At 61.1% G+C, this 17,112-nt stretch carries 15 protein-coding genes; 12 read left to right on the top strand and 3 right to left on the bottom strand.

Features of this window, described 5'->3' with window-relative positions:
- Window positions 1-412 precede the first annotated feature (412 nt).
- Together D8U61_RS09760 and D8U61_RS09755 are read left to right on the top strand one after the other, a co-directional pair.
- A complete protein-coding gene (locus D8U61_RS09760) occupies window positions 413-1,729 on the top strand; it encodes a Na+/H+ antiporter NhaC family protein (protein ID WP_056791374.1) in 1,317 nt (438 codons plus the stop codon).
- 201 nt (window positions 1,730-1,930) lie between these two features.
- Entirely contained in the window at window positions 1,931-3,613 is a 1,683-nt protein-coding gene (locus D8U61_RS09755; protein ID WP_016775408.1) for a methyl-accepting chemotaxis protein, read from the top strand.
- 134 nt (window positions 3,614-3,747) lie between these two features.
- Here D8U61_RS09755 and D8U61_RS09750 read toward each other — a convergent pair whose 3' ends face one another.
- Window positions 3,748-4,683: a LysR family transcriptional regulator gene (locus tag D8U61_RS09750; RefSeq protein WP_130926831.1), complete on the bottom strand. Its 936-nt coding sequence runs from the start codon at window positions 4,681-4,683 to the stop codon at window positions 3,748-3,750.
- Between the two features lie 113 nt (window positions 4,684-4,796).
- On the opposite strand from D8U61_RS09750, the gene D8U61_RS09745 reads away from it, so the two are divergent.
- From D8U61_RS09745 to D8U61_RS09735, 3 genes are all read left to right on the top strand, one after another.
- Window positions 4,797-5,282 carry a DMT family transporter gene (locus tag D8U61_RS09745; RefSeq protein WP_130926830.1) on the top strand — a complete coding sequence of 162 codons (486 nt, stop codon included), beginning with the start codon at window positions 4,797-4,799 and terminating at the stop codon, window positions 5,280-5,282.
- 3 nt (window positions 5,283-5,285) lie between these two features.
- Window positions 5,286-5,738 carry a DMT family transporter gene (locus D8U61_RS09740; protein WP_041477232.1) on the top strand — a complete coding sequence of 151 codons (453 nt, stop codon included), beginning with the start codon at window positions 5,286-5,288 and terminating at the stop codon, window positions 5,736-5,738.
- 565 nt (window positions 5,739-6,303) lie between these two features.
- Window positions 6,304-6,471 carry a metallothionein gene (locus D8U61_RS09735; protein ID WP_016775405.1) on the top strand — a complete coding sequence of 56 codons (168 nt, stop codon included), beginning with the start codon at window positions 6,304-6,306 and terminating at the stop codon, window positions 6,469-6,471.
- 20 nt (window positions 6,472-6,491) lie between these two features.
- On the opposite strand, the gene D8U61_RS09730 is transcribed toward D8U61_RS09735, so the two are convergent.
- On the bottom strand, window positions 6,492-6,764 hold the full coding sequence (locus tag D8U61_RS09730) for a hypothetical protein (protein ID WP_110646947.1): 273 nt from the start codon (window positions 6,762-6,764) through the stop codon (window positions 6,492-6,494).
- Between the two features lie 49 nt (window positions 6,765-6,813).
- Window positions 6,814-7,041 carry a DUF6555 family protein gene (locus D8U61_RS09725; protein WP_016775403.1) on the bottom strand — a complete coding sequence of 76 codons (228 nt, stop codon included), beginning with the start codon at window positions 7,039-7,041 and terminating at the stop codon, window positions 6,814-6,816.
- A gap of 146 nt (window positions 7,042-7,187) precedes the next feature.
- Between D8U61_RS09725 and D8U61_RS09720 the strand changes: the two genes are divergently transcribed.
- The 7 genes from D8U61_RS09720 to D8U61_RS09690 all read left to right on the top strand — a co-directional run bounded on the left by D8U61_RS09720 (window position 7,188) and on the right by D8U61_RS09690 (window position 17,046).
- A complete protein-coding gene (locus D8U61_RS09720; RefSeq protein ID WP_130903136.1) occupies window positions 7,188-7,955 on the top strand; it encodes a helix-turn-helix transcriptional regulator in 768 nt (255 codons plus the stop codon).
- A 210-nt stretch (window positions 7,956-8,165) separates the two neighbouring features.
- Window positions 8,166-8,339 carry a DUF1427 family protein gene (locus D8U61_RS09715; RefSeq protein ID WP_081932387.1) on the top strand — a complete coding sequence of 58 codons (174 nt, stop codon included), beginning with the start codon at window positions 8,166-8,168 and terminating at the stop codon, window positions 8,337-8,339.
- 31 nt (window positions 8,340-8,370) lie between these two features.
- Window positions 8,371-9,327 (top strand): zinc-binding alcohol dehydrogenase family protein, encoded by a 957-nt coding sequence (locus D8U61_RS09710; protein ID WP_130926829.1) that lies wholly within the window; start codon window positions 8,371-8,373, stop codon window positions 9,325-9,327.
- A 172-nt stretch (window positions 9,328-9,499) separates the two neighbouring features.
- Window positions 9,500-11,503, top strand: a complete 2,004-nt coding sequence (gene tssI / locus D8U61_RS09705; protein WP_130926828.1) for a type VI secretion system tip protein TssI/VgrG — start codon at window positions 9,500-9,502, stop codon at window positions 11,501-11,503.
- Window positions 11,500-12,366 (top strand): DUF4123 domain-containing protein, encoded by an 867-nt coding sequence (locus tag D8U61_RS09700; protein WP_130926827.1) that lies wholly within the window; start codon window positions 11,500-11,502, stop codon window positions 12,364-12,366. The genes tssI and D8U61_RS09700 overlap by 4 nt, the downstream gene beginning before the upstream one ends.
- Window positions 12,363-15,947, top strand: coding sequence for a toxin VasX (locus tag D8U61_RS09695; protein ID WP_130926826.1), 3,585 nt, complete (start codon window positions 12,363-12,365; stop codon window positions 15,945-15,947). The genes D8U61_RS09700 and D8U61_RS09695 overlap by 4 nt, the downstream gene beginning before the upstream one ends.
- Window positions 15,937-17,046 carry a hypothetical protein gene (locus D8U61_RS09690; RefSeq protein WP_177433322.1) on the top strand — a complete coding sequence of 370 codons (1,110 nt, stop codon included), beginning with the start codon at window positions 15,937-15,939 and terminating at the stop codon, window positions 17,044-17,046. Before D8U61_RS09695 ends, D8U61_RS09690 begins: the two co-directional genes overlap by 11 nt.
- The last annotated feature ends 66 nt before the right edge of the window (window positions 17,047-17,112 follow it).

The raw sequence follows: 17,112 nt of genomic DNA, 5'->3' as shown, positions 1-17,112 counted from the left end.
CTTTCTTTATGTCGTGAGCGCAATATGACCGATTGCCGCATGCGGGGCCTGTAGTCCTGTAGTCCTGTGGTCCTGTGGTCCTGTGGCGAGGGGATTTATCCCCGTTCGGCTGCGAAGCAGACGTGACATTTGCGTGTAGGGTTATGATCGTTCCCACGCGCAGCAAAGGAATGCCTCAACGGACGCTCCGCGTTCGGCTCTGGAAGGGACGCGGAGCGTCCCGGGCTGCATTCCCACGCAGAGCGTGGGAACGATCAATCCCCTCGCCACGGGGCTTTGACAGCGCCGCCACTCTGCGGCACAGTGCGCGCCCTCTAACAAGACCCTCTGTACACCTCCGCCGGCCAACCCCGGGCGGACTCATCCTGTCTGGCGGTGTGTTTTCACCCGCAGTGTTTTTTGAGGTAGTGAAATGAATGCAGTCATAGCAGCCGTCGGCGTCATGCTGATCCTCAGCCTGTCGCGCGTGCATGTGGTGATCGCGCTGATCGTCGGGGCGCTGGTCGGTGGCCTGACCGGCGGTCTGGGCATCGACGCAACACTCAAGGCGTTCAACAGCGGTCTGGGCGGCGGCGCGACCGTGGCGCTGTCCTACGCCTTGCTCGGCGCTTTCGCCGTGGCGATTGCCAAGTCGGGCCTGGCCCATGCGCTGGCCGACAAGGCCCTGGCCATGGTGGATCGGCAGCATGCAACCGGCGGCGGTAACGTCAAATGGCTGCTGATCGGCCTGCTGTGGGTGGTGGCGATTGCCTCGCAGAACATTCTGCCGATTCACATTGCATTCATCCCGCTGCTGGTGCCGCCACTTCTATATGTACTGACCAAGCTGCAACTCGATCGCCGTCTGATCGCCTGTGTCATGACCTTCGGCCTGATCACCCCGTACATGTTTCTGCCGGTGGGCTTCGGCAACATCTTCCTCAACGAAATCCTGCTGGCCAACGTCGCCCGCAGCGGCGTCGACATCAGCGGCATCAATGTCACCCACGCCATGGGCATTCCGGCACTGGGCATGGTTTTCGGCCTGGCAATCGCGTTCATCAGCTATCGCAAGAAGCGCGTGTATGACCTGGCGAAGATCGAACAGGTCGAGCAGACGGCGGTGCACTACAACCCGCTGAGCCTGATGATCGCCGGTGTGGCCATTGCTTCGGCATTCGTGGTGCAGTTGCTGCTGGACTCGATGATTATCGGCGCTCTGGTCGGGTTTCTGATTTTCTCGGTGTCGGGCATCGTCAAGTGGCGCGAGACCGATGACCTGTTCACCGAAGGCATGAAAATGATGGCGATGATCGGCTTCATCATGATCGCCGCCTCAGGCTTTGCCGAAGTGATGAAGGCCACCGGGCAGGTGCAGACGCTGGTCGAATCGTCGGCGGCCTGGATCAATCACAGCAAAGGCGTCGGGGCTTTGTTGATGCTGCTGGTGGGCTTGCTGGTAACCATGGGCATCGGCTCGTCGTTCTCCACCGTGCCGATTCTGGCGGCGATTTTCGTGCCGTTGTGCGTGCAACTGGGCTTCAGCCCGATCGCCATCGTCTGCATCGTTGGCACTGCCGGTGCGCTGGGCGATGCCGGTTCGCCGGCCTCGGACTCGACCCTCGGCCCGACCTCGGGTCTGAACATCGACGGCCAGCATCACCACATCTGGGACACCGTCGTACCGACCTTCCTGCACTACAACCTGCCGCTGCTGGTGTTTGGCTGGGTGGCGGCGATGGTTCTGTAAGAATCCACAACTGCCCCATGTGGGAGCGAGCCTGCTCGCGAAGGCGTCGTGTCAGTCGACACACAGGTTGCTGAGCCAACGCTTTCGCGAGCAGGCTCGCTCCCACAGGGGGGGCGGCGATGTTTCAAGACTCAACTTTTGCTCCGGCGTGCCGTTAAAGCCTTTAACCACGCCAACAAAATCAAAAGAGTGAGTCCCCCGATGCGCCTGAGTCTCAAGGCTAAAGTCCTGTCCCTTGCCGTTCTACCGGTGCTGCTCTTTGCGCTGGTCATCAGCGTGACCACGCTGTTCATCCTCCAGGAACAGGCGCGCAAGGAGGTCGAACAGACCCGCGAGCGGCTGCTCAGCGACGCCAAGGCCACCCTGCAAAGTTACGTCGCCGTGGCCATGACCACGATCAAACCGCTTTACGACGCCGCCGCACCGGGCGACGACGCGGCGCGGGCGCAGGCGATCAAATTGCTCTCGGGCATCCGCTACGGCAAGGATGGCTACTTCTTCGGCTACGACTCCGAGACCGTGCGTCTGTTCAAGGCCAACGACCCCGACGGCGTGGGCAAAAGCTTCAAGGACAACCGCGATCCGAACGGCGTCTACGTCAACCTCGGCCTGGTCAAAGTGGCCAAGGACGGCACTCACTATCTGCAATACAGCTCGCCGCTGCCGGGCAACGCCAAGGTGCTGGTGCCGAAACTCGGCTACACCGAATACCTGCCGAAGTGGGACATGGCGGTCGGTACTTCGGTCAACCTCGACGGCATCGAAGCGCAAGTGGCGCAGGTCGAGGCGCAAGTGCAGGAGCGCGTGCAAGGCGTGGTGCTGAGCATTGTCGGCGTTGCGGTGCTGGTGCTGTTGGTGATCGCGGCGGCGGGCATGCTGCTGGCCAACACCATTCTGCGCCCGCTGACCCTGATGAAAGCCAACCTCGACGACATCGCGGCAGGCGAGGGCGACCTGACCCGGCGCCTGAACATCACCAGCCAGGACGAACTCGGCGAACTGGCCGGCTCGTTCAACCGCTTCGTCGACAAGATCCACGGCCTGGTTCGGCAGATCACCGAGATGACCACGCAACTGACCGGGCTGGTTACTCAGGTCTCGGAACAGGCGCAGCGTTCCGATCAGGCGATGGAGCGTCAACGCCACGAAACCGATCAGGTCGCCACGGCGATCAACGAAATGTCCGCCGCCGCCCAGGAAGTGGCGAAGAGCGCGCAAAACGCCGCCGTCGCCGCGCAGCAGACCGACGAAGAAGGCCAGAGCGCCAAGCGCGTGGTGGCGGGCAGCATCAAGCAGATTCATGCGCTGGTCGACGATATCCGCAACAGCGGCGTATCGCTGGACAGCCTGCAGCAGGACGTCAGTTCGATTGTCGGCGTGCTTGGGGTGATCCGTTCGATTGCCGAGCAGACCAACTTGCTGGCGCTCAACGCCGCGATCGAAGCGGCGCGCGCCGGTGAGGCCGGTCGTGGCTTTGCGGTGGTCGCCGACGAAGTACGCGCACTGGCCAGCCGCACGCAGATCAGCACCCAGGAAATCCAGGGCATGATCGACCGCTTGCAGGCCGGCACGCAGCAGGCGGTCGAGGCCATGCGCCGTTCCAGCGAGGCCGGCGACGGTACTTCGCAGCAAGCCAATCAGGCTGGCGCATCGCTGGACGCGATGGCGCAGTTGATCGCCACAATCAACTCGATGAACGCGCAGATCGCCAGCGCAGCGGAAGAGCAGACGGCGGTGGCCGAAGAGATCAACCGCAGCGTGCATCAGATTGCCGTGGCGGTGGACAGCGTCGCCGATGAAACGCAACTGGGCGCGCAAACGTCGCGCAGTCTGGCGGAGCTGGGGCAGCGGTTGGGCAAGCTGGTCGGGCAGTTCCGTATCTGACGCAATTCTGGAGCCCTGCATAAACCCTGTGGGAGCGAGCCTGCTCGCGAAAGCTGTGTATCAGACGCTGCTCTGATATCAGACGGACCGTATTCGCGAGCAGGCTCGCTCCCACAATTGGATTTGTGTGGGGCTTAAGGTCTGTCCCAATAGGGCACTTCGCCAAAGCACTCGACAAAAAAATCAATCACCGTCCTCACCTTCACCGACAGCCGTCGACTCCCCGGCCACAGCACGGCGATCTGCTGCGGTTCCAGGCTGTTCGACACCTGATATTCCCCCAGCACCGGCACCAGTGTGCCCTCGCGCACCGCTTCGCCAATCAGCCACGACGGAAACATCACCAGCCCGAGGCCTTGCTGAGCGGCCTGGGTCAGGGTGTCAGCGTGGTTGCCAGTGATCGAGCCTCTGACCGTGTACGGCGTCCAGTCCTCGCCATCACGGCGGAGAAACCAGCGCTGCTGACCGGCCGCGCCTTTGTAGGCCAGGCACTGATGTTGCGCGAGTTGGTCGGGATGCTGCGGCGTGCCGTGGCGTTTGAGATAGGCCGGGCTGGCGGCGACCTGAAAACGGTGCGGCGCCAGAATGCGTGCCTGCATGCTTGAATCGTGCAGCGCGCCGATGCGAAACAGCAGGTCGGCGCCTTCCTGTAGCGGGTCGACGTAATGGTCGGTTTGCTGGATATCCAGTTGCAGCTTCGGATAGCGCGCGCAGAGCTCGCCCAGCCAGGGCGTCAGATGGCGCTGGCCGAACACCACTGGCGCGTTGATGCGCACCAGTCCGGTGGGTTCGCTTTGCTGTTCCTGCAACGCCTGTTCGGCTTCTTCCAATTGCACCAGCAGTAACCGCGCATGGTGCCCGAGCGTGCGCCCGGCTTCAGTCGGGGTGACGGCGCGGGTGTGGCGGTAGAGCAATTGCTGGTTGAGCGCCTGTTCCATCAATTGGATCTGCCGCGAAATGGAGGAGGGCGCGACCCCTTCGCGGCGGGCGACTTCGGAAAAACTGCCGTGGTCGAGGACCGCTACAAACAGCCTTAACGCTTTGAATCCGAGTTCGTTGAGCCCGTGCATGCCATGTCTCGCTGTGCGTGTTGCGCAAAAGTGTTGTCCGGATGCTCCCATTTATCGCACAGCGATGCCAGTCGATAATTCGCGCCATTGTTTATGAGCCTGGAAGATTGTGTATGCAGACGTTGGATGAAGGGGTAGTTGCGGCACCGGTGAAAAGCTCGGTGCTGCGTCTGCTGTTGCTGCCGCTGGTGATTCTCGCTGGCATGGGCTTGTCGGTGGAGGCCGGATTGCTGGGGCCGCTGGGTGAGCAGGTCGGGCATTTGTGGGCGACTTTGAGCATCTTCGGCGTGGGTTCGGCGATCCTGTTGTTGCTGCTGCTGTTTGCCGGCCCACAGAAAGGTCCGGCGCTGACCGAACTGCCGCGCTGGCAGTTGATCGGCGGTTTTCTCGGGCCGATCTACGTGGTGGTGCTGACGCTGGCGACGCCGCATATCGGCATTGCCATGACGATGATTGCGATTTTGTCCGGTCAGGTCGGCAAGAGTGTGCTGATCGACCATTTCGGCTGGTTCGGCGCGACGCGCAAGAAGGTCAACGGCGAGCGCTGGCTGGCGTTGGGCTTGATTGTGGTGGCTTTGGTTCTGATTGCGCGGGGGTGAGTGATGGGGCTGGTGATTTTGTTGGTGGTGGTGGTATTGGCCGGTGCGGTGTTGAGTGTGCAGGCCGCGATCAATGGGCGTCTGGGTGAAACGGTGGGGGTGCTGCGTAGCAGTCTGCTGACCTTTGCGGTGGGCGCGGTGGTGACCGGGTTGTTGATTCTGTTTTTCGAGCCGGCGCAGGCGGTGAGTCTGCTTGAGGTGCCGAAGTGGCAGTTGACCGGGGCGCTGTTCGGCGTGGTGTACATGATGGTGATGGTGGGTGCGGTGCCGGTGGTCGGGACGGCTGTGGCGACGGTGGCGGTGATTGTCGGGCAGTTGGGGATGGGGATGTTGATCGACAATTTTGGCTGGTTGGGGAATCCGGCGATCGGCTTGTCTCCGAGCCGGATGCTGGCGATGGTGTGTCTGGCGGTGGCTTTGGTGTTTATGTATCGGAGTTCGCGGCAGGCGCAGTGATTTTATTTGTATGACTGTGTACATATCCGTTGCTGCGGGTGTTGCTTCTGGCGGTTGCGCTGTGTACGACTGCGTCGTTCGGTCGCTGCGCTCGCACGTCCGGATCAATCCCTCCACTCAGCCTGCCGACGGGCTCTGAGATCAAGATCAAAAGCGGTACTCGAGCTTGCGCTCATTGTTTTGAGTGGTTAGGAGCGGGTGGTGTCTGGCTTTGGTTTTGTGCTGGGATTCGCCCCTCACCCCAGCCCTCTCCCGGGGGAGAGGGCGCCGATTTTCGGGCTTTTCAAAATTTGCGTTCGACTCGGTATTCCACGTCGGCGGGTTTCTCGCAATCATCTCGGTCAGTTCCCTCTCCCTCCGGGAGAGGGCTAGGGTGAGGGGCTTTTGATGTCTGCGCAGGTCTGTGCTGCGCGCAGTTGTTCTGTGGGAGCGAGCCTGCTCGCGAAAGCCATCTCTGCGTCGCCCAATCTCTCAACAGTTGGCCAGCCTGCAACACCACCTTCTACACTGTCCCATATGGCTTGCTCGCAAGCCTCAGACAACCACCACGCAAGGAGTCTGTCCCATGTCCGATAAAAAATGCGACTGCCCGGGCTGCAACTGCACGATCAAAGAAGGCGAACATTCCTACGCTGTACACGGTAAACACTATTGCTGCGAGGCTTGCGCTCATCACCACAAACACGGTGAAGAGTGTGCGATGAAGGGTTGCGGTTGCGCTCATCCGAAATAAGCGCGAAAAAAAAGTGGAGCCTAATCAGGCTCCACTTCCATTTTCAGACTGTCGTCTTCCTGTCGCTCAAAATGCCTCACCGTGCCTTGCAAGGTTCGCCCTTCGACTTTGACCACCACAATCTTCGCTTGGTCGAGGTCTTCCGGTACCGGTGCCTGGACGCACAGGGTGAAGCGATAAGGGTCATCCGCGACCGTTTCCAGTGCGACTGCGCAATTCACCGTTTTGGTGATCTGGCCGAAGAAGGTGGTCAGGCCGTAGTCCAGTCGGGCCGGGTGATAAGTGTCGGTCATCGGTCGATTCCCCCTGTCGATTGCCAAGCCTGCGGTGAGGGCGGTGGGGTCAGTTGGTCTGGCGCCAGGTGACGTTTTCCAGACCGAATTTTTCTGCCATCGGTTTGCTGGTCTTTTGCACTTTCTCGCGGCCGAAGCGCGGGATGCGACCCACGCCCGCGTCGCAGCTTGCCCAATGCCAGGCTTCGGCGTTGTCCATTTTGTCCGAGCGGATGATGAACGACTTGGGGGTGCCATGCAGTGTGTAGTCGATGACGTAAAGTTTTGCGTTGTTCATAAAGCCCGAATTCCTCCCTGTGGTATTAAACGGATCGCGCTGTGCCGGGAAAATTCATTCGGATTGTCCGACGGTAGCTATCGTTGGCGAGGGCGCGGCGTGCTGGTTACCATGGCGGCTTCGCCAACCCCCTGTGAACGCTCGCCATGGCCCTCGCCGCGCCCCCTGATCTGACCGACACCGATGTGCCCGTGCAACCGCTGGCGCGAACCTATCCGCGTGGTTTGTTCATCGAGCCGCACGAGCATGTCTGGGGGCAGTTGCTGTATGCGATGAGCGGGGTGATGTGGGTCGAAACCCCGCACGAAGCGCTGGTGGTGCCGCCGCAGCGGGCGGTGTGGTTGCCGCCGGGAGTGCCGCACGGGATTCGTGTGGTGTCGGATTTGCAGATGCGCAATATCTACCTGCGCCCGGCGCTGGCGGCGACCCTGGATGCGACGGTTCAGGTGATCGAAGTCGGCGGGTTGCTGCGCGAGTTGATCGTCGGGCTGGTGGCGCAGGGCGATGCCGGCGAGGCCGAGTATTACGAGGCACTGGTCGGGCTGGCGTTGCTGGAACTGCGCCGGGCCAGGCGTTCTCAACTGAAGATTCCGCTGCCGGATGAGTCCGACCGGCGTCTGATGAATCTGTGTCAGGCCGTGATGGCCGCGCCGTCGCTGGAGATCCCGTTCGAGCAGCATGCGCAGAACGCCGGGGCCAGCGTGCGTACGCTGGCGCGGCTGTTCAAGGACAGCCTCGGCATGGGCTTCGCCGAATGGCGGCGCCAGGTGCAGCTGGCGACGGCGGCGGCAGCGTTGATTCAGGGCGTGGCGGTGAGCGTCATTGCTCGCGACCTGGGTTATTCGCCGAGCAGCTTCAGCGACATGTTTCGCCGGGAGCTGGGGGTGGCGCCTTCGCAATTCTCGGCAACTTGAACAGATCCCGGTGGGAGCGAGCCTGCTCGCGAAAGCTTTGCACCAGGCAATGAAGTTTTGACTGGAAGACCGCATTCGCGAGCAGGCTCGCTCCCACACGGTTCTATGGCGGCTGCAGAAGGTTTGTCCGAAATTCAGAAGTCCTTGGCCGATACCGCTCCGCCCGTTTCCCTAGACTCTGCCCATCACTTATCGCGGCGGAGTTCCCCCATGAACTACCTCATTTCTCTGGCCATCGGCCTGGGCGTCGGCCTGCTCTATGGCGCGCTCGACTTCCGTTCTCCCGCACCACCGGCGATCGCGCTGGTCGGTCTGCTCGGCATGTTGGCCGGTGAGCAGTTGTGGCCGCTGGGCCGGCAACTGGTCGCTGGCTGGGTGTCCTGAATTTCCTTTTTTCTTTTCGGTGGATGTGCCCATGAAAGCGTTGCAATTCGATCAGACCGGCGACCTGTCTTCCCTGCGTTTCGTCGACGTTCCGACCCCGGTGCCCGGCGCCGATGAAGTGCTGGTGCAGATCAAGGCTGCCGGCCTCAATCCCAGCGATGTGAAAAACGTCCTCGGGCGTTTTCCTTACACCACGCTGCCACGGGTTCCGGGGCGGGATTTTGCCGGGGTGGTGGTCGAGGGGCCGCAAGCACTGATCGGTCAGGAAGTCTGGGGTACCGGGCGCGAGCTGGGCTTCTTCGCCGACGGCGCCCATGCGCAATTCGTCAAATTGCCGGCCAGCGGCGTGGCGCACAAACCGGCGCATTTGAGTTTTGCTCAGGCGGCCAGCCTTGGCGTGCCGTACACCACGGCGTGGGATGCGCTGGAACGCAGCCTGGTCAGCGCCGATACGCGCTTGCTGGTGATCGGCGGCGGGGCAGTGGCCACGGCGGCTTTGGCACTGGCGAAAGTACGCGGCGCGCAATTGCTGGCGGCGGCGCGCCGGCCCGAGCAGGTCGCCGATCTGCAGCAGCAGGGCTATCAGACGATTCAACTGGATAAGCCAGAAAACCTCGGTGCGCAGGTCAACGCGGTGTATCGCGGCGGCGCCGATGTGATCTTCGACACCACCGGTTTCTGGCTGCCCGCCTCGGTCGCGGCACTGGCGACCTTCGGCCGCATCGCCATCATCGCCGCGCCGGTCGACGGCCACGTGCAATTGCCGGCGCTGGCGCTCTATCGAAAAGGCGGCTCGGTGGTCGGGATCAACTCTTTGTTGTACGGCGTTGAGGCGTGCGCGGCGATGCTCGAGCAGTTCGGGCGGTTCTTCGATGAGGATCGCTTGCCGCTGCCGCAGGGCTTGGTGGAGGTGCCGCTGGCTGAAGGGCTGGCGCGCTATGAAGAGGTCAATCAGGGCGGTGGCGACAAGATCATCTTGCTGCCCTGACCACAGGGGAAAGGCATAGGATCTGGGATCATTTCCGTAGGATCCCGGCCGTTTCTCTGTGAGCCATGTCCTTTTCGCTCGCAGGCCGGCAAAACAGGGAAAGGTCTGACTTCACCCATTGCAGTGCACCGTTGCACAGTCCCGTCTTTCACTCAGACACAGGGACAGGTGGATGCGCATCGCTGGCAGGCCCGTTGTTTTCACTCTCGAGATAGAAGGCGTTTCCCACGATCTTCAAGTGTTCGGTTTTCGCACCCGGGAAGTGCTCAACCAGACCTACGAACTGGATCTCGAGCTGGTCAGCGAGCGCCCCGATCTGGATCTCGAAGGCTTACTGCATCGGCCGGCCTTTCTCTGTTTCGGTGCCGACGGTAGCGGCATGCACGGGCTGGTCTATCGGGTCGGCCAGGGTGATTGCGGTGTTCGGCTGAGCCGTTACCAGATCACCTTGGCGCCACACCTTGCCTACCTCGCGTATCGGCGCAATCAGCGGATTTTCCAGAACCTGAGCGTGCCGCAGATCATCGCCAATGTGCTGGGCGATCACGGTATGCAGGCCGATGCCTGGCATTTTCAGCTCAGCGCCGAGTACCCGGCGCGGGTGTATTGCGTGCAATACCAGGAATCCGATCTGCACTTCATTCAGAGGCTGTGCGAAGAGGAGGGCCTGCACTTTCACTTCCGCCACCGCCGTGAGGCGCACCTGTTGGTGTTCGGCGACGATCAAACGGCGTTCCTCAAACACGACGTGACGACGCGCTATGTGCAGGGCAACGGCCTGGTTGCCGATGCGCCGGTTATCGACCAGTTCACTGTGCGCCTGGAGCCACGCTCCAACCTCGTCGAGCGCCGCGACTATCACTTCGAAAAGCCCGCAGTGCAATTGGACGCCAAGGCCAGTGCAGCGCGCGTTCCGCTGCTGGAAGATTATGAGTTTCCCGGGCAGTTCACCCATCGCGAGCACGGCAAGCACCTCAGCCAGCGTGCGCTGGAACGCCATGGTGCCGACTATCGTCTGGCTAACGGGCGCAGCAATCAGGCGCTGATGCGCGGCGGCAGTTTCATGACCATGGCGGATTACTCGCGCGCCGATTGCAACGATTTATGGTTGCTGACCGAGGTCGAGCACATCGGCAAACAGCCGCAAGTGCTCGAAGAAGCGTTCACCGAGCAGGTCGACGCTGATGGTTTCAGTCAGGGCTATCGCAACCATTTCGTCGCGACGCCGTGGGACGTGGTGTTTCGCCCGCAGCTCAAGCATGTCAAACCGCGCGTCAGCGGCAGTCAGTTGGCGGTGGTGACCGGCCCGCCCGGCGAAGAAATCTACAGCGATGCCTACGGCCGCGTGAAAGTGCAAATGCTCTGGGATCGCGACGGCCAGCGTGATGAACAGTCAAGTTGCTGGCTGCGCGTGGCCACTGCCTGGGCGCATGACCGCTACGGCAGCGTGCAGATTCCTCGCGTCGGTATGGAAGTGCTGGTGGGGTTCACCGATGGCGATCCGGACAAACCGCATGTGCTCGCCTGCCTGCCCAACGCCGAAACGCCGGTGCCACTGGACCTGCCGGCGCAACAGACGCGCAGTATCTGGCGCAGCCAGAGCAGCCCCGGCGGCGGTGGTTACAACGAACTGCGCATCGAGGACCGGCAAGGCGCGGAAGAAATCTCCATCAGGGCGCAGCGCGACTTGGTGCAGCACGTGCTCAATGACTTGCGTGTGCAGATCGACAACCTGCATAGCCAAGTGATTGGCGGCGTCTCCAGCCTTGAGTTGCGCGACGAGGAACATCATCTGACCCATGGCAATCGCCTGACTGAACTCAAGCAGGACGATCATCTGTGGGTGCAGGGCGAGCAGCATGTGCGGGTCGCCAGCCAGCGCGTCAGTGCGGCGCAGCAGCTGCATTTCGGCGCGGGCGAGCAGGTGGTTTTCAACAGCGGCCTGCAGATCACTCTGGCTGCTGGCGGGCATTGGCTGACGGTCGGCGCGGCCGGCATTTTCAGCAGTGTGCCGGTGGTGCAGGGCGGGGCGCCGACGGTGTGTCTGCCAGCGGAACCGTTGCTACCGGGGGCTGCGCCGTTGCTCAAGGCGACGTTCGATGCCGTGCAGCAACGGCATGCGCTGCTGACCACGCGGACCTCGCGTTGCCTGATTTGCGAGGCGGCCCAGGCATGAGCCTTTTGACGGATTGGCCTGAAGGTTTGCCGTGGGCTGAACAGCAGGCGTTTGTGCTGCTCGACGGTGCGACGATCGCCGATTTGCCGGCGCAACTGCGAAGGCTCGACCCCGCCGCCAACGCTTTTGCGCTGTACGACCAGCCACCGTTTTCGGCCCTGCGTGACGTCTCGCCGCTGCTGGTGGCGCTCGCTGACGCTGACGATCCGGTGTCGCGCTTTTATCGCCAGCACGCCCAACAGGAATGGGGCGTGCTGTTGTTCAGCGCCGCGCCGGCGCATGAAATAGTCGCGCACTTGCGTCAGTTGCTGATCGTCGAGTTGCCGGTCGGCTCGCCGGTGTTGTTGCGGCTGGCGGATGCCGCCGTAGCGCAGGCGCTGTTTGCCAGCGGCGATGCGAGTCTGTTCGGGCCGCTGGGGTGCGTGGTCACGGCGGATGGTGCTCGGGGAGTCTGGCACTGTCAGCGACCTCGTCACGGGCAGGGTGGGGCGCTGGTGGCGCCGTATCGGTTGAGTGCGGAGCAGGATGCCGCGTTGGATCGGGTGGATCGGCGGCGGGTTTTGCTACAAGTCGATGCGTATTTGCTTGAATATTTTCCCCGGTTTCATACCGGGGAAACCATCGCTGAACGTTGGATGCTTCTGGAACAAATCGAGGCAAAAGCCAGCGCGCTCGGCCTGAGCAGCCAATCGGAATGGCTTTACTTCGCCAACCTTGTCGCGTCTCTCAATGGTGCTGATCCGGATCAGCATCCGCAGATCCAGCACTTGCTACACGAGCCCTCCCTGCAACCGATCGGTGAGCGCTTGACGCTGGCCGTTTCAATGGCCCGCCAATGGGCGTCTGAAAGAGTCCGACCATGAACCATCCCGCCGACCTTGCGGCAGCCGCCGCGTCCAAAGCCCCGATCATCGGTCCCGCCGCCTGCCCCTTGCGCAACACCCACGTGCAACTGCTGCCCCTTGCGTACGGCCTGGTGGAAAAACCCTTCGACCCCAGCACCGAAATCACGCTGCCTTACATCCTGACCACGCGTCCCATGGGCATCCGCCGCCTGCGCGACGGTTGGCTGTACATCGTCGACAGCCTCAGCGGCGAGCTCTTTGAATACCGCGTGCTGGAAGGTGTCATCAGCGCATTGCTGCATCGCGGCAAAAGCGTCAGCGAGGATCAGCGCAGCGCCATCGAGGAACGTCCGGCTTTGATCTTCTCGCGCAAAAGCACCCTCTACGTGACCTTCGCCGACGTGCAGTTGAGCGCGGCGAAGTGCCGACAGGTGCTGGACAGCGCGGAGGAGCGCGAGCACTTCATGCAGGCGGTCGATCTCGGCCCGGTGCATTGTCTGATCGGCGGCGAGCATCTGCTCACCGTGGCCCAGGCCAAACAGTGGCTGGCGGAAGTGGCCTGCACAGCGAAACCGCTGGCCGAGGCAGACGCCACGCGGATGCCGACGGTGCAGGTCAGCGATGCGCCGGAGCATGAGCGAGAACCTTATTTGTGGGAAAATCCGCGACGTTTTCGCGAGGCGCATATCGGCGAATTTCTTGGCCGGGTGCGCGGGCCTTATCAGGACGACACGCTGTTTCTGCTGGTCAACGACGACCTTGGGGTGATGCGCGATCTGGCCGATTATCAGGACCTGGTAGTCGGCTGGATCGAGCAGTGGAGCAACACCGACAACAACGAGCGCGACTATCTGTTGGCCAGTTACATCGAGTCGCTGAGCCAGCTCGGCGCTCAGGATTTCGACTCATTGGCCAAGGCCAGCGACGATCCACGCGCCCAGGCATTGTTTGCTGAACTGGAGCAATTGCCCGAGCCGGATCGGGAAAATACCCGGCAGGCGCTGCTCGAGTATTTGAACACGGGGGGTGAGGTTGTCCCGACCGATACCCAGGCTCGACCTGAACTGCAGCAACAGCGCGAAAAGGCTTTGGACGAGTCATTGGCGCTGAACCGTTTCGACGGCGTCGCCCCGGATTTCACCGCGCACGCTCGCGTCACCGCCGAGGCGGACCGACGCTTTTACACCCGTGAATATTTTCTCGAAGTGGCCCCGGCCGATTTCGTCGAGCGTCACCTGAGCACACTGGTCGAGCTCGGCAAGGATCAGAGTCGGCGCATGAAAGACGTGCTCGACGGCCCGCTGCTCAGCGGCAAACGCGGCATCAACGACCTGATCGACCGTCCGGCCATGGACGAGGTGCTGAACAGTCATCGCGACAACCTGGGACGCTGGAATCGCCTGCTCGAACGCATCACCGCCGACCGCGCGCAACTGCTGTGCGCCGGGCGTTTCCATCGCTCGGCGTGGTATTTCGACGGCCAACTGCAGATCGATCAGGCTTTCGCCAGCGAATACGCCTGCCTCAAGGACATCGGCCGCAGCGACGCGGCCAACGAACAAATGCTTGGTTACCTCGAGCAACACCCGCAACTGACCCGCCCGCTGTTCTACACCTTGCCGCTGCGCTTGCAGAGCGAACAGGCCGGGCAATATTCAACGCTGTTCAACGCCGGCATGGCGATGTTCAACAACCTGCCGGACTGGCTGGCCAAATTGCAGCGCATCGAGCAGCCACAGCTTCCTGCCCTCGACGATCTGCCGGCACACAGCCGCGTCCTCGCCGATGCCGTGCAAGACACCTACAGCCCGGCGCTGAACCTCGGCCTGAGCCGGGCGCTGGAAGGCTTCGATCTTGCCGGCGAGAAAATCCCCGACCTCGACGAGCTGTTCCAGCGCTTGCCCAAAGCCCTGCGCCTGCGCGTCTTCGACGCCGCGCGAACCAGCGGCGTGACCTTCACTGTGTCCACCCCGGCGGAGCAATCGGCGCTGCAAGCCACGATCAAGGAAGTGCTGCGCGAGCGCGACTACTTGAAAACCCTCAACCGCGAACGCAACCAGCTCACCCACAACAAAAACCGCCAGGGCCACAAAAGCGCCCGGGCGGTGGAATTGCAGCAGGAAATCGTCCGCGTGCGCACGCAACTGGCCGTGTTCGAAGGAAGACTGGCGGCAGCGTTAAGCCCGATTGATGAATTACCTGATCGCTCGGCACGACTGTATGGCGCCACACCGGCGAAAGCGGGCGTGACGGTGGTGTTTCCGCCGGCGCAGCACGGGGAATTGCGCGGGTTGCTGGAGAATATTCGCGCGGGGGTGGCGGGCGTTTCGAAGGCGAGTCTGGTGCGGACGGAGGGGATGGGGTTGTTGGTGGTGTTGGTGCAGGTGGTGAATTTGGTGGGGGCTTATCGAGAGGTGATGAAGCAGACGAGGGACAGGAAGAAACGGGCGGATTTTTTTGCGGCTCTTGCCGCTACAGGCGCTGCGGGATTTACCGCTGCGCAGGGGCTTGCTGATACAGCTTTGAAGGCTCGCAGCACGAGTCTAGTTGGGAGTTTGCAGCTTGAAGCGTTGCAACAGGTTCGTGTGCAAATGGGTAAGTTGCATGTGGGGTTGGGGGCGTTTACATATGTTCTGGGTTTCAGTACTTCAGTTACTAGCTTGGGCAAACAAAATCGAAGGCGGCAGGATGCGATTCGTAGTGGCACGCAATCTGAGCAGACAGCGGCTACGATGGCGGCGTTGGGCGCCGCCGGAATGGTTGCGATAAACGCTTATGGCGCGGGTAGTACTGCTTACGCTTCCTTTAAAGTGTTCCCTGCGCCGAATGGCTCGGCACGCACGGCAGCTTGGGCTGCCGCTGGTACACGTCTTTCTTTAGTGTTCTTTCGCTTCAATTTAGCCGGAGCGTTGTTCACCGTGCTGGAGTTCGTCGGTACTTGGCTGTTCAATCGTTACAACCTCTCTGCCCACGATAAGTGGTTGAAAATCACGCCCTGGAGCCGTGATGAAGAGATGCGCGGTGACCACTCCCTGGATGACTATCAAAATTATCTGGCGTTTTTGATACACGCTCCTTACGCCCAATCAGGACCTGATCCCAGTGACACCTGGCTGAAGACTTTATTATTTGGCGCCAAACCCAGTGATATTCATTTGGTTCTGCCGAGGCTGGCGCTAAACGATCTTCTGCCGCCGTTAAACGGTAAACCGAGTCAACGCTTGGGAATCGGTGCCCATCGACTTGTTGCACCGCTGCATGGTCGCGGTGTGCCGCTAGTGCGCAAGGAAGTCATCAGTGAGGAGATATTGAGCAGTCTGCGAATCGTGAAGTCATCGCCAGATGGTTTGGTGCTTTGTCTTCACTACCCCGTCCGTCCCGATTCTGAATACGCGCCTGCAAAGGAAACGCTAGAACTTGCCGTATGTATTCAGTCCGTCAATGGCAGAGGCGAGTCGGAAGCACGAACTCGTGTGATTCATATTGCCCCCCGGGATACCGGCCATTTCGCTGTAGTAGTTCCCGGCTCGGTCAAGGAAAACCCTCCGGTTTTATTGGTAGAAATTCAATATCTCGAATGGGCCGACCATGCTGAATAATCACAATGAGCCTCTTGTTGATGCGCAATTTGAGGTGATTAGAAGAGCGGGTGATGTAGAGCCGTTCCCAAGCGGAAAAATTACCTATGTCGCACCGTTGCCATTACCTACAGCAATGCCGCCTTATGGGCCTCACATTGGGGAGTTAAACGAAGCATACATGGACTTTGGGCCTGGACTCCCAGAGGTATTTTCGTGGCAGGTAATTCTCGGCGCGCCAACCGCAGGCGCCTTTATGATCATTGTTTTATTTCCTTTATTTACCGGCTTGCTAGGTATTATTTTTGGTTATGGGAACGGGGCGATTTGGGAATCAATGATTGGTGTATTCGAAGAGGCTTACAAGAACCAATTAATCTGCGGCCCCTCGATCCTTCTTATTGGTCTAGGCGTCTGGCACCACGTCCACAAAAAACGCCTCTCCCTCATCCCAACCCGCTTCAACCGCCAACGCCGCGAAGCCTGCTTCATGCCCGAAGGCGCCACCGAACCAGTCTTCATCCCATGGGAATCGCTTTCCGCGTGGATCATCGAAGCCAAGGGCGCCACCCAATTCGGCATCCACCGCCAATACGGCATGGGCATCGGTTTCTACCAAGGTGAAACCCTCATAAGCCAGGAATTTCAATGCGCTGGCCTGGAGCTCGCGATCAGCCATTGGGAAGCGATTCGCGGTTACATGGAGTACGAAGTCAACGACCTCAAATTGGTCCAGGACCTGCAAGACCTGCAAGGCCCGGACGACCCGCCCCACGAAGGCCTGCACACTTTCCGCAATGCCCGCGCGCGAATGCATCAGCAGATCCGTGAAGGCCGCCGCTCGCCGCTGTCGGGATTTTTTTGGTACCTGTATCACGTCATGACTTTATGGACGATTCCAAACCGTTTGGTCGAATGGGAAGTGCGCCGTCTGGAAAGAATCGGCAAGCAGGCGCTGCCGGAAGTCATGCGTGCATGGTCCGAGCCGCTGCCCGAAGAGCAATGGGCCAAGCCCAGTGAAGAGTTGTTGCGACTGAGTGAACAAGTGCGGCGGATGCACAAGCGCCAGCCGCATCGGCCGATTACGCAGATTTTCGCTGAGGTTTGCAGGCGGGGCTGACTGGACGGTGCAGGCAGGTTCGATTGCTTTCGCGAGCAGGCTAGCTCCCACAGGAGACCACCGTAC

It is taken from the genome of Pseudomonas sp. Sample_14 (assembly GCF_004307515.1).
Lineage (GTDB): Bacteria > Pseudomonadota > Gammaproteobacteria > Pseudomonadales > Pseudomonadaceae > Aquipseudomonas > Aquipseudomonas atacamensis.
Note: the sequence above shows the minus strand (reverse complement) of the source record. Positions and strands in the feature narration are given on the sequence as shown.